Annotated in this window: 16 protein-coding genes; 9 read left to right on the top strand and 7 right to left on the bottom strand. The window is 55.7% G+C overall.

Features of this window, described 5'->3' with window-relative positions; genetic code table 11:
• Positions 1-220 precede the first annotated feature (220 nt).
• The 3 genes from ACTHO6_RS05745 to ACTHO6_RS05755 form a co-directional block, all read right to left on the bottom strand.
• On the bottom strand, positions 221-1,888 hold the full coding sequence (locus ACTHO6_RS05745; RefSeq protein WP_440240307.1) for a putative ABC transporter permease subunit: 1,668 nt from the start codon (positions 1,886-1,888) through the stop codon (positions 221-223).
• The gene (locus tag ACTHO6_RS05750) at positions 1,881-2,606 is read right to left on the bottom strand and encodes an ABC transporter ATP-binding protein (protein WP_440240309.1); all 726 of its coding nucleotides are present in this window, start codon (positions 2,604-2,606) and stop codon (positions 1,881-1,883) included. Before ACTHO6_RS05750 ends, ACTHO6_RS05745 begins: the two co-directional genes overlap by 8 nt.
• A 209-nt stretch (positions 2,607-2,815) precedes the next feature.
• Positions 2,816-3,232, bottom strand: a complete 417-nt coding sequence (locus tag ACTHO6_RS05755) for a hypothetical protein (RefSeq protein WP_440240311.1) — start codon at positions 3,230-3,232, stop codon at positions 2,816-2,818.
• 199 nt (positions 3,233-3,431) lie between these two features.
• On the opposite strand from ACTHO6_RS05755, the gene ACTHO6_RS05760 reads away from it, so the two are divergent.
• The 8 genes from ACTHO6_RS05760 (at position 3,432) to ACTHO6_RS05795 (ending at position 10,092) form a co-directional block, all read left to right on the top strand.
• A complete protein-coding gene (locus ACTHO6_RS05760; protein WP_440240313.1) occupies positions 3,432-4,046 on the top strand; it encodes a hypothetical protein in 615 nt (204 codons plus the stop codon).
• A 374-nt stretch (positions 4,047-4,420) separates the two neighbouring features.
• Positions 4,421-5,533 carry a glutamate 5-kinase gene (gene proB, locus ACTHO6_RS05765; protein WP_440240315.1) on the top strand — a complete coding sequence of 371 codons (1,113 nt, stop codon included), beginning with the start codon at positions 4,421-4,423 and terminating at the stop codon, positions 5,531-5,533.
• A 32-nt stretch (positions 5,534-5,565) separates the two neighbouring features.
• The gene (locus ACTHO6_RS05770; RefSeq protein WP_440240317.1) at positions 5,566-6,834 is read left to right on the top strand and encodes a glutamate-5-semialdehyde dehydrogenase; all 1,269 of its coding nucleotides are present in this window, start codon (positions 5,566-5,568) and stop codon (positions 6,832-6,834) included.
• Between the two features lie 20 nt (positions 6,835-6,854).
• Complete coding sequence (proC, locus tag ACTHO6_RS05775; protein WP_440240319.1) at positions 6,855-7,697, top strand: pyrroline-5-carboxylate reductase; 843 nt, start codon at positions 6,855-6,857, stop codon at positions 7,695-7,697.
• Positions 7,698-7,796: 99 nt separating this feature from the next.
• Positions 7,797-8,612 carry a hypothetical protein gene (locus ACTHO6_RS05780; protein WP_440240321.1) on the top strand — a complete coding sequence of 272 codons (816 nt, stop codon included), beginning with the start codon at positions 7,797-7,799 and terminating at the stop codon, positions 8,610-8,612.
• A gap of 110 nt (positions 8,613-8,722) precedes the next feature.
• Positions 8,723-9,031 carry a ferritin-like domain-containing protein gene (locus ACTHO6_RS05785; RefSeq protein WP_440240323.1) on the top strand — a complete coding sequence of 103 codons (309 nt, stop codon included), beginning with the start codon at positions 8,723-8,725 and terminating at the stop codon, positions 9,029-9,031.
• 15 nt (positions 9,032-9,046) lie between these two features.
• Positions 9,047-9,379, top strand: a complete 333-nt coding sequence (locus tag ACTHO6_RS05790; RefSeq protein ID WP_440240325.1) for a spore coat protein — start codon at positions 9,047-9,049, stop codon at positions 9,377-9,379.
• 179 nt (positions 9,380-9,558) lie between these two features.
• Positions 9,559-10,092, top strand: a complete 534-nt coding sequence (locus ACTHO6_RS05795) for a GNAT family N-acetyltransferase (RefSeq protein ID WP_440240327.1) — start codon at positions 9,559-9,561, stop codon at positions 10,090-10,092.
• Positions 10,093-10,128: 36 nt separating this feature from the next.
• Here the strand turns inward: ACTHO6_RS05795 and ACTHO6_RS05800 are convergent, their stop codons facing one another.
• Both ACTHO6_RS05800 and ACTHO6_RS05805 read right to left on the bottom strand, forming a co-directional pair.
• Positions 10,129-11,067, bottom strand: a complete 939-nt coding sequence (locus tag ACTHO6_RS05800; protein WP_440240679.1) for an ATP-grasp domain-containing protein — start codon at positions 11,065-11,067, stop codon at positions 10,129-10,131.
• Positions 11,068-11,129: 62 nt separating this feature from the next.
• Entirely contained in the window at positions 11,130-12,185 is a 1,056-nt protein-coding gene (locus tag ACTHO6_RS05805) for an LLM class flavin-dependent oxidoreductase (RefSeq protein ID WP_440240329.1), read from the bottom strand.
• 315 nt (positions 12,186-12,500) lie between these two features.
• Between ACTHO6_RS05805 and ACTHO6_RS05810 the strand changes: the two genes are divergently transcribed.
• Positions 12,501-12,890 (top strand): cupredoxin domain-containing protein, encoded by a 390-nt coding sequence (locus tag ACTHO6_RS05810; protein ID WP_440240331.1) that lies wholly within the window; start codon positions 12,501-12,503, stop codon positions 12,888-12,890.
• On the opposite strand, the gene ACTHO6_RS05815 is transcribed toward ACTHO6_RS05810, so the two are convergent.
• Together ACTHO6_RS05815 and ACTHO6_RS05820 are read right to left on the bottom strand one after the other, a co-directional pair.
• Positions 12,880-14,103: an MFS transporter gene (locus ACTHO6_RS05815; protein WP_440240333.1), complete on the bottom strand. Its 1,224-nt coding sequence runs from the start codon at positions 14,101-14,103 to the stop codon at positions 12,880-12,882. The two genes, ACTHO6_RS05810 and ACTHO6_RS05815, sit on opposite strands and share 11 nt — an antisense overlap.
• A 9-nt stretch (positions 14,104-14,112) precedes the next feature.
• A complete protein-coding gene (locus ACTHO6_RS05820) occupies positions 14,113-15,048 on the bottom strand; it encodes a 4-hydroxy-3-methylbut-2-enyl diphosphate reductase (protein WP_440240335.1) in 936 nt (311 codons plus the stop codon).
• Between the last annotated feature and the right edge of the window lie 28 nt (positions 15,049-15,076).

The following is a 15,076-nucleotide window of genomic DNA, read 5'->3' on the forward strand; positions in this document are numbered from 1 at the left end:
TTTTCTATGTAGTTCTCCCTGCCCTCTGCGTTGACAGAAAGGTACCGGACTCGTCGATAGCACCGGACAAGGAACGATCCCCCTTTTCCTGTATCGGGATGGATCGCCCGCTTCTTTATAATCTCTTTTTCACAAGCATGCTCCGCAATGGGGGTTGTCCCATGAAAAAAGCCGCACTCCTCACAGGGAGAACGGTTTATTCAGCAGCCACCCCTGATCTTCACTCTTCGATCTTCTCCAGCCATCCTCGTCCTTTGGTCACAAGCAGGCGGAAAATCCCGAGGTCCACCAAGGAAAAAAGAGCGAAAAGTCCCAGTGCGGCTGCAAACAGAGACGGTCTTACCTGAATCAGCACCGCGATCGTCAGCCCTCCCGCCACCATGCCGAGCAGAACCGAAAACAGCGGATTCAGATTGTGCTTCACCGCTTCCTGCTCCGTGCTCCATCCCAGCTTGGGCATGTGAAGATCGATCATGATTCCGAGCAGGTTCATGAAGAGCATCCCCGGAATTCCGCACAGAATCGCCCCAAAGACGAACTCCCCGGACAGCCCCAAAAGCCAGGTCGCTTCCACCAGCAGCAACAGCATGCTGATCGTGCTGAGAATCACGCCCGGCATCACTTTTGCCAGCAAAAGCTGCTGCGGTAAAATCGGCAATGTCTTGTTGTAAAAAAACCCTTGTCCATCCCGGGAAATCGCCGTTACCGATGCGCTGTTAAGCGCGCCCATAACCAAAAAGGCGGCAAAGGCAATGGCCAGGCTGATTCCTCCCGCTTGCTCGCCCTGTAGCGCTGCCTGCAAGTACGCAAGCTGCTCTCCGCTATCTTGACGCGCGAGAAAAGGCAGCAAGACCACGATCGGAGCGAGAATGCCGGAGAGCGTGCAGTTCAGAAAAAAGACCGGAGTCCGCCAAAGCATTTTCCATTCCTTCCAGAAAAAGGACATCAATGGCGAGCGCTGCTTCACGAGCTTTTGAAAAGCTGCGCCTTCGAGCGTTTTTCGTTTGGCCACAGCCTCGCTAATCCCCATCACTCCAGCGAAGTAGAAGCGGTTTCCGACCACAAGAAAGACGAGCAGACTGCACACCGTCACCAGGACAAAGGCTGCCAGAAAACCGAGCGATTCCAACGTGCCGCTGTCCTGCAAAGCGAGCGCGGCCAGCTTGCCCGCCGGAAACAACTGCGTCACCAGATTCAACAGCGCATGTTCCTGGCTAACAATCAACTGTTGCAATTGCTCCAGACTGCCTGCCTCCCCGCTCGTTTGACGCTGCACGAACATTTGGAAGCCGATGACTGCTACCATCGCCAACAGACCGCTGATGAGCCGGAAGCGTTCCTTGCTTTTGCCCACGTTCGTAAAGCGCATGAACAGCATGACCAAAAGCGCCGCCATCACTAACGGCACGATAGGCACAAGCAAAAAAATGAGGATGGCAAACAGGTAGTACAGAAAGCCTCCTCCGCTTTTCATTCCGTATGTTACCAGAAACGGTCCCAGCAAGAACAGTGCCGTAAGATACTCATAGCATAGCGCGACCATCAATTTGGCCCCCAGAATATGGGCAGATCGTAGCGGCAACGGCAGCAGTTGTTCGACGTCCTGCGCGTAATAAAACACGCTGAGGACGTACAAGATCCCGAAGACGAATACCGCCAGCGAGCAAACGGTAAACCCTAGCCCAAGCAGCGCTGCTTCCTGTCCGAGCAACGCCAGTCCGTCGTATAAGGCGAGTAGAAAGAAACCACCCCCGAGCATGAGCGGAATCAGTCCAATCCCGATCGTCAACACAAGCAACAGCCTCTTCCAGCCGCTTCCTTGTTTCCTTCCCCAGACTGACCCGGCGTTTTTGAGCAGCACTTTGGTTAGCAACAGGACTTTATTCATGCTTCGTCAGCTCCAGGAACAGGCTTTCCAGCGAAACATCCGCCTGAACATGCTGCTGCATCTCCTTGAAGGTGCCGCAGAACAAAAGTTTCCCCTTGTTGATAATCGCGACACGGTCACACAGCTTCTCTGCCACTTCCAGCACGTGGGTCGAAAAAAATACGGTGCGCCCGCTGTCGGCATGCTCCCGTATCATTTCCTTCAGCGTAAACGAAGACTTCGGGTCCAGTCCGGTCAGCGGCTCGTCGAGAATCCACACCTCGGGATGGTGTACAAGCACCCCCATCATCATGATTTTTTGCCGCATCCCGTGCGAATAGCTTTGAATCGGATCGCCGAGCGCACTCGTCATTTCAAATCGGTTGGCCAGCTCCAGAATCCGCTTTCCGCGCACGCTTTTCGGCACCTGGTACAGATCGGCCATGAAGCTGACGTACTCCAGCCCCTTGAGCCGCAAAAACTGATCCGGGCTGTCGGGCACATACCCAAATTGCCGCTTGGCCTCCAGCGGCTGGGAGGCGATATTTTTCCCGTTAATCACGATCTCTCCCTCATCCGGGCGAATCACTCCCGTCATCATCTTGATCGTGGTCGTCTTCCCTGCACCATTGGGGCCGAGGAACCCGAAGATTTCTCCTTTTGGCACGGTTAGATTCAGCTGATCGACCGCTTTGGCGGTTCCGTTGTAGCTTTTGGTTACATTCACCAGTTCAATCACGCGAGTCCCTCTTCTCCTGTTTTACGTTTTCCAATTGCTTCCTCTCATGCTATACGCCCGTTCCCTGGAAAAAGTTGCGAAGAAAAGTTGACTACGCTCCACCATTGGCGAAGTCTGGGTGCAAAAAAAGAGCCGTCGGTTTTCCCAACGGCTCCCTTCCGTGTGCTGCCAGCGCGAAACCGGCTTGCCTACACGTCACGATTTACTCCTTACTCCATCGAAACAAAGCTGCCATCCCGCAGCATGGTCAGCTCGCCCATGATGAACGCCACATCCTCGGACTCGCCCAGCTTGCCGCTCTCCGCCAGCGCTTCCAGGCGACGAAGCAGAATATTCGCGAAATCGGCGATTTGTACAGGATGTGCTTCCATGTCTGCATCGTCAAGCACATGGTAGCTGGTCAGCGCTTCCAGATGAGTGACGATGCGAAAGCCGCCGATCTCTCCCAAAAATTCCTGCTTGTTGATTTTCGATTTTTCCAGCTTTTGCAGCATGGCCTTCACATCGTTCGCTACTGCGCTCGGGAAAACAACCTGGTAAAAGTTGCGGTTTTTCGCCTCAATGGTCTTGATAATCAACATGTCAATGCCGTCCGGCTTCTTTGCTTTTTTTCCAAATCCAAACATGATAGGTTCCACCTCAATCGTTCGATCTGCACAACTCTCTCCATGATAGACATAATCCAGGTGTGAGACAACCCCTATCCTGTTTCCTTTTTCCGTGGGCGCCGCCTTTGTTTTTCAACTGGCATCTTTTCACTTGGTTACTCTTTTCTTTTGCCACGCAAGCTAACGAGTAACAACGGCAGTTCAAGTGAGGTGCGCAATGAAACCCAACTGGAAAACATGGACCGTATGTCTGTCTCTCGCCTTGTTCGTCACAGGGTGCACCCTTCCCGCCAAGGAAGAGAGCAAAAGCAAGACGAAAGCCCGGAACAAGCCGGTCAAGCTGTCCGCGATCCAGAAGCTCGGCGACAACAAAATGGATGTCGTCCTGTTCCTCAACCGCGCGGAGCATCTGCTGGAGGAAGTCTACTTCGCCGCGCTCGACAACGCCAAAGGCAAAACCGTCTACGAGGATGGGCTGATGTTCCGCGAGCTGCCGGAGCGATTTTCCAGCAAGGACAAAATCGTGGATTACTTTGGCCGCTTTTGGAGCAAGCCGCTCGCGCTGGCGATGTACGACAAGCTGACGACCAAGCTCGTCAAGGAAAAGCTGTTTCTGGCGATTCCCCGGGTCGACTATCCGGTGCTGATCTCCGTCCGCAATACGACTGTCGCCAAAAGCAACGGGGAGCTGGATGTGACGGTCCTGGATGCCACCGACCCGTCATTCGCTTCCGACCGTACGCTGCACTATCGCCTCGTTCGCGATCGGAAGACGAAGCGCTTCGAGATCAAAGCAAGATCGGGAACGTACGGCAGCGAACAATTTCAATAATCCTCTTGACATTTCTGATCGGCACAGCGAATAATAGTGAATTAACAAGCACATAAGCGAGCGGCAATGACGGGGAACAGTAAAACCGCCCTTCAGGTCCAGAGAGCGAAATCCACCGGCTGAGAGGTTTCGTCCATGAATCGGTTTGAACCCGCCCCTGAGCATCCAGGGAAGACCTGGACAGGTTTCTTTCACCTGTTAGCAAAGAAAGAAAGCTGGATGTTTGCGACTTGACCGGGTATCCCCTGTCGGCAGACGTCAATTAAGGTGGTACCGCGTGAGGCTAACGCCCTTTCGTCCTTATCAAAGAGACGATTGGGCGTTTTTTATTGCGTTGTTCCACACGGATACAAGCGAGGCTAGGAGGTCAGAGCATGAAGAAGGGAAAAATGCGTTTGGTTGTCAAAGTGGGCAGCAGTTCGATTGCGGCAGCAAGCGGTGGCGTCGATCCGGCCAAAATGTCCTTGCTCGTCGACGCCGCAAGCAAGCTGCGCGAGGCAGGGCACCAGGTTGTGCTCGTTTCCTCCGGCGCGGTCGCCAGCGGCTATCAAAGTCTTGGCTACCAGCAGCGTCCCCGCTCGCTCGCTGCCAAACAGGCCGCCGCCGCCATCGGCCAAAGCCTGCTGATGCAAACGTACACGCAAATGTTCGCCGCCCATCGCTTCAGCGTAGCGCAAATTTTGCTGACGCGGGGAGATTTCTCGGATCGCGAACGCTATCAGCACGCTTTTCAAACCTTGTCGCTGCTTTTGGACAAAAACATTTTGCCGATCATCAACGAAAATGACACGGTATCGGTTGCGGAGCTGACCTTTGGCGACAACGACATGCTCGGCGCGCTGGTGGCCGGACTGGTCCACGCTGATTTGTACATCATTTTGACTGATACGAACGGACTGTACGACAAAGACCCTCGTCATCATCCGGACGCCCGGCGAATCGATGCGCTGGAGCAGGTGACAGAGGAAATCGAGGCGTTGGCAGGAGGCGCGTCACAGCTCGGCACAGGCGGCATGCGCTCCAAGCTGATCGCCGCGAAAACGGCGCAAGACCTGGGAATCCCGAGCTTTATCGGAAAATTGGCGCAATCGGCCGACCTCGTCAACGTGCTTGCGGGCAACGGCGATGGCACGTACGTCGGCTACCGTCCCGAAGCTCCTGCAACAGCCGGCGTTTCCACGCGCAAACAATGGATCGCGCTCCACTCCCCTGTCCGCGGCAGGATTACCGTCGATAGCGGGGCGGCAGAAGCGATTTTGGAAAAGAGCCGCAGTCTGCTTCTGGCGGGCGTGCGCGACGTCTCGGGAAAGTTCGGGGAAGGCGAGGTCATCGAGGTGTATTGCGAAGGCACTCTGATCGGCCGCGGCGTCAGCAGATACGATGCGACCCAACTGCTGAACTCTCTGTCATCCTCCGGCCTGACGCAACGTAGCGCTACCGTGATCCACCGCGATGAGTGGACGCCGACACGATCGAAAACGGTTTGAAACCAAAGAGAGAAAAAGGAGTTGGGGAGACGATGGAAAGCTTGAAGGAAAACGTGCTTGCACAGCTCTCACTGGCCAAACAGGCTTCGCGAAGCATGGCGTTTTTGACCCGTACAGAAAAAGACAGGGCACTAGCGGCCATCGGGGAAAAACTGCTGACAGACGCCGAACGGATTCTCGCGGCAAACGAGCGGGATATCGCCAAGGCGGAAGCCGAAGAACAGCCCGCCTCCTACCTCGACCGTCTGCGACTGACGCCCGCGCGTATCGCGGATTTGGTGGAGAGCCTGGCTTCTCTGGCCGCGCTCGATGATCCTGTCGGACAAAAAATCGACGCCTGGACGCGTCCGAATGGCCTCGTCATCGAACAAATTCGCGTTCCGCTCGGCGTGATCGGCATGGTGTACGAAGCTCGTCCCAATGTCACCGTCGATGCGGCGGCGATTGCGCTGAAAACGGGAAACGCCATCGTCCTGCGCGGCAGCCACAGCGCTGTCAACAGCAACCTCGCCCTGGTCCATTCGATTCGCGAGGCGCTGGCAGCCAGCGGCCTTCCGGAAGACGCCGTACAGTACCTGCCTTTTGCCGACCATGCCTCCGTCGATCTGTTATGTACCGCAAACGGCCTGGTTGACGTCATCATCCCGCGCGGCGGCGCAGGGCTGATCCAGCGAGTGTTGCAGCTCTCCAGCGTGCCGGTGCTGGAAACGGGAGTAGGCAACTGCCACATCTATATCGATCAGGCGGCCCGCTACGACATGGCCGAAGCGATCGCCGTCAACGCGAAAACGAGCCGTCCTGCCGTCTGCAACGCTGCCGAAACGCTGCTCCTCCACCGCAACTGGCCGCACGACCACCAACAGGCGCTTTTGCAAAAGCTGCTCGATCACGGCGTCGAGTTGCGCGTCTGCGCCAAAACGCGAGAGGCGCACCATGAGCTGGCTTCTCTCCTCCGCGAAGCCCAGGCGGCGGACTGGGATACGGAATACTCCGCTCTCATCCTCGCTGTCCGCACAGTCGACAGCCTGGCGGAAGCGATTGAGCATATAACCGCGCACAGCTCAGGCCACTCCGAAGCGATCGTAACGGAGGACAACGCGGCAGCCCGTCATTTTTTGGCCGCAATCGACGCAACCGCTGTCTATCACAACGCCTCTACCCGCTTTACCGACGGCGGAGAGTTCGGCTTCGGCGCCGAGATCGGCATCAGCACGCAAAAGCTACATGCCCGTGGCCCGATGGGGTTGCCGGCACTCACTTCCTACAAATACGTCGTACGTGGATCAGGACAAATCCGCTAGTCCAAAGGGAGGAAACAGCGATGAGCAACCAAATAGCCAGCTTGGCAACCGGACAAATCGGCTTTCTCGGCGCAGGCTCCATCGTGGAAGCGATGCTTTCGGGGATTTTGAAAAAAGGCTTGACCGCCGCAGACCGCATCTTCGTCACCAACCGCACCAACACGGAGCGCCTGGAGCAACTGACTGCCGCCTACGGGGTCAACGTCTCGACGGATAAACAGGCGGTGGCGCGGGCATCCGATATTCTGATTTTGGCGATCAAACCCAAGGATGCGAGCGAAGCGCTGCAGGCGCTTCGCGGAGCCGTCTCTCCGCACCAATTGATTATTTCCGTCGTCGCAGGCGTCTCCACCAGTCAGATCAACGAGTGGCTGGGAGTAGATTGCCCGATCATTCGCACGATGCCGAACACCTCTTCAGCCGTCGGACTGTCTGCGACTGGCCTCTGCGCCAATCCGTTTGTTCGTCCCGAGCAGCTTGCCGTCGCCACTCGCCTGTTCGAAGCGATTGGCACCGTGCATGAAGTCACGGAGGATGAGCTGGACATCATTACAGGTTTGTCCGGCAGCGGCCCGGCTTACATCTACTACCTGGTAGAAGCGATGATGGGAGCTGGCGCAGCAGCCGGGCTGGATCGGGAAATGGCCCGCCAGCTCACCCTCCAGACGGTGATCGGAGCGGCCCATATGCTGCTGGAGACACGTGCAGAGCCTGCTTTGCTCCGCAAGCAAGTCACCAGCCCAGGGGGAACCACGCAAGCCGGGCTGGAGGTACTGGAGTCGTATCAGTTCCAGAAGGCGGTAACAGCGGCCATCCTGCGAGCGACAGAACGGGCCAGGGAAATGGGCGCACAGTATCGGTAACGGCTTTTTCGTACAGCGGTTGCTTCTGAAACGGCCTGTACGTTACCATGTGGGTAGAAAACCTGTTTTTTTCCAAGAAGCAGATCAGGGAGGTAGCCCATGGAAATCTACGCCTTGTACGGCACCAGTGGTACAGGAAAAAGCTCCAGCGCGCTAGAACTTGCTCACCGCATGAATATCGACGCCATTATTGATGACGGCATCCTGATTTACCAGGGGCGCAAGGTGGCTGGAACCTCCGCCAAGTACGAGAAAACAAAAATCCAGGCGGTCAAGCGGGCGATTTTTCATTATGCGGAGCACGCCGAGGAAGTACGGCGCAGTCTGGAGCAGATTCGGCCGAGACGCCTGCTGATCCTCGGCACTTCGCAGCGCATGATTACCCGGATTGTCGAGGCGCTGCATCTGCCTTCTTCTATCGAATACATTCCCATCGAGTCCATCAAGCCGCCGCAGGAAATCGAAGCGGCCCGCTACGTGCGGGAGACGATGGGCAGACATGTCATCCCGATCCCCCGGGTCGAGGTCGAAAAAGATTATTTGCAGCGGCTGATTGCGTCTGCAAGTCGCATTTTCAACTCGAAAAAGGAAGTCATCGGCGAATCGACCGTGGTTCACCCGCCTTTTTCCGGCGGCCGCATCCTGATCCATCCGCAGGTTTTGCGCAAAATTACGCAGGCTGCGTGCAGCCGCTATGAAGAAGTCAGCCAGGTCGTCAAAGTCGCGTTTTCCTTCGACGATTTGCCGCGCCTGCAAATTACGCTCGCCCTCAAGCTGCCCTATCTGGCGGATATGACCAGACTCGTCCGGGACATTCAGGAAGATCTGCACAGGGAAGCCAGCTTTTGTCTCAATATCGCACCTGCCAGCATCGACATCCAGGTCGCTTCGCTGGAACTTGCCTCTGTCCATTAGTCGAACCGGTCCGTTGCGGATCGGTTCTTTTTTTGCCGAAAAGAGGCAGGGTTACTTGCTACCTTGTTGCCCCATCCTATACATGTATCTCACATGAAAGGAGCAATCAGATGCCATCTATCCTGTCTTCCACGCCATTTTCGCAAGCGCTGATTCCCGAGCCGCCCAAAGTGATTACCACCAAGGACCTGAGCTACCTGAAAGATGCGTTGTCATGGGAGCTGCTCGCTTTTAAAAAGTTGCATTTCTTTGCCCAGCAGGCCACAGACCCGGACGTGAAACAATTCTTGGAGAAAACGGGACAGATGCACCAGCAGCATTACGAAAAGCTTCTGTCCCACCTGCAAAACAACAACACAGCCGTCATGGCTACCTTGCCGCAGACACAATCCCAACAACAGCAACAACAGATGCAGTAAGGGAGGAGAACCAGGATGCCAAACCAAAACCAGATCGCAAATCCGCAGTCCGGACAGCTGCCTCAAATCAAAGGTCCGCAGATGAATGACCGCGATTTTCTCAACGATTGTCTGGCGACCTGCAAATACGTCACCGACAGCCTGAACATCGCGGTGCGCGAGGCGAGCCACCAGCAACTGCACGCCGACATGATGCAGTTGTTGAATGAGACGCACCAGTCGGCGCGAGAGGCATACAACCTCATGTTCCAAAAAGGCTGGTACAAGCTGGAAGCGGAGGAACAGCAAAAGCTGCAACAAGCGTACCAGCAGTTCTCCGGCTACTCCAGTCAATTTCCGTATCAGTAATCATCGGGTCGTTCTATCCTCCCTCATGACAAAAGCAGCCTGGGTCCGACGCTCGTTCGGGCCGAGGCTGCTTCTTGCATGGTCCACTCACGCCCTGCTGGACCATTTATGCCATCGCAAAATGCGCATGACTGCTTTTTGGTATAGAATGAACACATGCCAAAAACAAAAAGGAGGATTTGTCCATGACCATTCGCCCCGAACAACCAAAAGACCACCGCATAATCGAACAGGTCGTGCATGCAGCGTTTTCTGGCCAGCCTTACAGCAACCAGCGCGAGCATCTATTGGTCCATCATTTGCGGGAATCAGATGCGTTCATTCCTGCGCTCTCGTTCGTCTACGAAGAGGACGGCCAGATCGTCGGGCATCTGATGCTGAGCAAAATCAAGATCGTGCAGGATGGCAGCTCTTTTGACGAAGCGCTCACTCTCGCCCCCGTCTCCGTTCTCCCCTCCCACCAGGGCAAGGGCATCGGATCAGCACTCATCACCCATTCCATAGAAGCCGCTCGCGCGCTGGGCTACAAAACGATCATCTTGCTCGGACATGAGCACTACTATCCCAGGTTCGGCTTTCGTCCCGCCTCGCAGTGGGGCATTCGCGCTCCGTTTGAGGTTCGGGATGAGCTGTTTATGGCCCTGGAGCTTATCCCCGGCGGCCTGGATGGCGTTCAGGGCACTGTGCACTACCCGCCCGCTTTTTCTGCCTGAAAAAGCGCGTTATCCCGTCCGTCTGCCTACATACGGCTAGTCCATCGACGCCAGCTCGCGCCCAAGGAATTTGGCCACTTCCAGCATGCCGTATATTCCCGAAGCCGCTTCGGCGTCTGCGTTGTAGTTCGTATTGGTATTGATGTCGTAGGTAAAAATCTCCCCGTCGCGGTTGCGGATGAACTCGATCCCTGCGATCTGGATTTTGTTCGCCGCCAAAAAGCGCTCGTACTGCTGGATAATCGGATCAGCAAAGCCTTCGATCACCTGGAACTTCGGTTTGGCAGGCGCTTGTTCTCCCACCGGGCAGAACTGGTCGCCGATCTGGCAAGCATCGGCGGGGCACAGCTCGAAGCCTTCGGACGTATCGACCTTCACGGCATAGAGGAAGCGACCGCCCACGAATTCGCAGCGGGTAATGAACGGCTCCGGAGCCTGGATGTACTCCTGCACCAGCGTCACTCCGTCTACCGGCTCGTCAAAATCCGGGCCGTTCACATAAGCCGCCAAAGCTTCCGGCGAATGAAACAGTTGTACGCCCAAGCCTTTTCCCGCACGGTTATGCTTGGTGATGAACGGCTGCCCCGCAAACGACTGCGCCGCTTTTATCAGCTGCTCGCGCCCGACTGTGGCAATCGTTTTCGGCGTGCGAATCCCGTATTCGCCAAGCGCCAGGTATTGCGCCACCTTGCTTACTTCCAGCCGGAGCGCATTCGTACCGTTGAACACTTTGCGCCCGTGGCTCTCCAGCCAGTTCAGGACCGCTGCCGTCAGCTCCGGCGCATAGCGATGGCCACGGGTATGGGAGGAAGCGCTCATGCGGTTGTAAAAAACGCCATGCGGCGGCTCGGCCGTCAAATCGACAGCGCCCTCGTCCAGATGCCATTCCTCGTACGGCAACCCCAGCTCTTGCAAACGCTTGGTCAAATGCACGGTCCACTCGCTGTTTTCATGAATCACGTAAATCTTTTTCATCATAAAAATCTCCTCTTTTCTGTCAGACTTGCCCGCTCATCGCTGCAATCGGAGCGAATCGCTTACGAAACACTGTGGCTCGCCTCTCGCAGCCTCTCTACCACAGGCATGACCTCTTTGGCAAACCGCTCCATTTCCTCCAGTTGAGGGGAAAATTGCAGCAACAAGAGATCGACGCCCGCTTTTTCGTAGGCGAGAATCGTCGCGGCAATTTGCGTCGGCGTGCCGACCAGATTCGGGCGCAACCCGCGGTTGGAGACGGAATAATCCCGCCGTTGAATCTGTGTTTCCAACTGGGATTTTTGGATAAAATCCTGATAGCCCGCATAGGCGCTCGATTCCTTCACGTCGGTGATGCGCGCCAGTTCCTCTTGCGCCTCTTCCTCCGTCGCGCTGCAAATGACGTAGGCTGCCATGCCAAACGAAGCAAACGGCGCGCGGCCCGCCGCCTGACGACGCTGCTTCATGTCCTTGATCTTCCGCTCGATTTCCTCCACCGTGCCGCCGTGCATGACATAGGCATCGCATGCTGTGGAGATCACCTGTTTGCCCCGCTCGCTTTCTCCGCCCGCGTACAAAATCGGATGCGGCCTTTGTACAGGCTTTGGCGCGAGCCTGGCCTCGCGAATCTGATAAAATTTTCCGTCATAGCTGAACGTCTCCTGCGTCCACAGCCCTTTGAGCACGTCCAAAAATTCCAAGGTTCTGTCGTAGCGCTCGTCGTGTTCGCTAAAAATGCCGCCGTATTGCCGGGCTTCTTCCTCCCACCAGGCCGAGACGACATTCAAGGTAAACCGTCCCTTGCTGATGTGGTCGATGTTGGCGGCCATTTTGGCCGTAACCGCCGGATTGTGAAAACCGGGGCGCACCGCCGTCATGATCTCGATTTTTTCCGTCACGGCAGCCAATGCCGCTGCCGTCGACCACGCCTCCAGCGAGTCTCGTTCCGGACCTTTGATGTCGTTTAGGTACAGCTCGGCTATGAGCGTCGTATCGTATCCCCACTTTTCCGCTGACTGGATGACTTGTTTGGCGTAATCAAAGGTAGGCGGCATTTGCTCATCGTCCACATTGCGAAGCCATCCGCCAAAAATCGGTAACCAAAAGCCGTATCTCATCGCCCTCTTCTCCTTTACGCGTACGCGTGCAAAAATCATGCGGCAAACTACAAAGCAAAGTAATCCTACTATAAAAGTATGAATATTTCAATACGGCGAATGAGCCAGCTGCGCGCATCTTGCCTTCTTTTGTGGCCGAGCCTTTGTTGCCCGCCTGTCGCATAAAAAAACTCCCGTCAGGAGGAATCCTCTCAACAGGAGTGCGGGTATGCCATCGGCCACCGATGCGGAAACATGTGTTTATCGTTGCGGGTGTGGGGACAGGATAATAGTACCTTCATCACTGTTATTGCAGAAAAAGGAGCTGATCTGAAAATGTCTCGTCAATGGTTCCGGCAGCTTCGCTATCCCCTCATCGCACTGGCTGTGACCGTAACGCTTTTGTGGACGCATCATTACCAGCGCTTGCATACTTCGTACGCCGCTACGACGCGGACGCACACCGTCACGATCTCCAGCGCCGGATTTTTGCCCAGCCAGTTAACAGCAAGGGCTGGCGAGCGTGTCTCGTTGATGATTGTCAATGCGGATACACGCCCGCACAACCTCGCCATTCGCGATCTGAACCTGTCCTCGACAGAGCTGAAGCCCACACAGTCTACGATGCTGCAGTTTTCTGCCGATAAAAAAGGGCGCTTTTTCTTTGTCTCGGACGCCCCCGGCTACCCGGAGAGCGGCTATCAGGGCATGCTTGTCATTGAATAGCGTCGCTCTTTTCGTCGGGAGCAGGTTGCTTCCACGGCCCGTACGCAATCAAAGCAAGCGGGATAATCCCGATCACCGTAATGATTCCAAAGAACAAATAAATGCCCAGCGTCGAAAAGGAATCTTTGATCCAGCCAGCGGCCAGGTTGCACAGCATCGTTCCAAGCCCGCCTCCCACCGACAAGAAGATGGCCAGCGCCGTCACCTGGAGAGAGGCGGGCGTATTTTCGCGCACAAACTGGGCCGCCGTAGCCAAATAAAAGCCGACAGAGATGCCCTGAATGAAAAACAGGGCGATGACCAGCGTCGTACTGGGTGCCGAGCTGTACCAGAGCCAGCGTGCCGCCCCGAATACAGCCGCGAGCAAAAGCGTCAGCTCCAGACCCCACTTCCGGACAAAGAAACCCGCCAGCTTCATAAACGGCGCTTCACTCCCCGCAAACAACAGAAAAGCCAGCCCGACCCCTGCCACCGAGCCGCCAATCTCCTGATAAAACAACGAAAACCAGATATTGTTGGCATTCACGGCACCAAGCACGAAAAAGGACGCCAGCAAAAAAAGCAGGTAGCGCGGAATCCGCAGCAAATCCCGCATGCCAGCCAGCATGCCGACGCGAAACCGCGGGGTCTCCTGGGATGATTCGTCTGGCACCCGCAACAGAAACAGCGTGGCGACCAACAGGGCGAGACAGTAGGAGTAAAACAGGACGGATGGCCCCCACTGTTCGACCAACAGCCCTGTCACAAAGGCGGCAATCGCAAAGCCCACCGCGCCCCATAACCGGATATCGCCAAATTGCAGGCCGTGGTTTTTGGCGTAGCCCAACGCCAGGCTGTCTGAAATCGGAGTAACGGCGCTTTGGAAAAACGAAAGAATCATAGAGAGCAAGAAGACAACAGCGAAGGCAGAGACACCGATGAAGAAAAGTCCAAGCAGTCCGGAAGCGACAAGTGTCAGAATCAAGATTGTTTTGCGAATTTGAAAGCGGTCACAAAAGACTCCCCACATCGGCTGGGCGACAATCGACACAACGGGAGCGACAGCGCTAATCAAGCCGATCTGGGTGCCTGTAAGCGAAATCGAGTTGTAATACTGTGTAATCAGCGGAGAAAACGCACCAAACCCGTAGTAAACAAAAAGATAAAGGGCGCACAGACTGAAGTATCTTCCGCCGGCGCCCGAAAATCCCATACCGGAATGTGATCCTGGCATATTGTTCTCCTATTTCACCCTCGGCAATATTTTCTCCATGTCGACGGTTCGTTTTTTCTCCCAGGTAGCCGGGTTGAACTCATCAAATTGCTCCAGGAAAGCAATCACTTCTTTGGTCAAAGGCGTTGGCGTGGATGCGCCGGACGTAACCGCCACGTTTCTTTTTCCGCGCAGCCACTCGATGTCCAGCTCAGACAAATCTGCGATGCGATAGGACGGCACATTCGCGATCTCTTCCGACACCTGCGCCAGACGGTTGGAGTTGTTGCTGCGCGGGTCACCCACGACGATACACAGGTCTGCTTCCCCTGCCTGCGTGGCGACTGCTTCCTGGCGAACCTGTGTGGCCAGACAAATTTCGTTGTGCACCTCTGCCGCGGGGAAACGCTGCATGATGGCATCCATCAAGTGCTTGACATCCCACTGGCTCATCGTCGTCTGGTTGGTGACAATCAGCTTTTCGCTCGGCACATCGAGCGCGTCCAGCTCTTCCAGATTTTGCACGAGATGCACGCGATCCGGCGCGATGCCGACTGCTCCCTCCGGCTCCGGATGTCCTTTTTTCCCGATGTAGATCACATGATAGCCATCGGCGATTTTTTCACGGATCAGGTCGTGTGTCTTGGTGACGTCCGGGCAGGTCGCGTCCACGATCGTCAAGCCTTTGTCCCGCGCTTTTTTCCGCACCTCCGGAGAGACGCCGTGGGCGGTGAAGATGACGGTTCCCTCGTTCACCTGGTCCAGGAGAGCCAGCCGATCTTCTCCATCCAATGTTTTAATGCCTTGTTTTTCAAACGCCTCGACGACGTGGGCATTGTGGACAATCATGCCCAAAATGTGAATCGGGCGAGGAAGGTCAACGTTTTGCGCTGCACGCAGTGCCAACACCATGGCATCGACAACACCGTAGCAATAACCGCGGGGGGAAATCTTGATGACTTCCATCTGTACCCCTCCTACATTTCTAATGACG

Origin of the sequence: Brevibacillus sp. SAFN-007a, from assembly GCF_051967035.1 — a bacterium.
Classification (GTDB): domain Bacteria; phylum Bacillota; class Bacilli; order Brevibacillales; family Brevibacillaceae; genus Brevibacillus.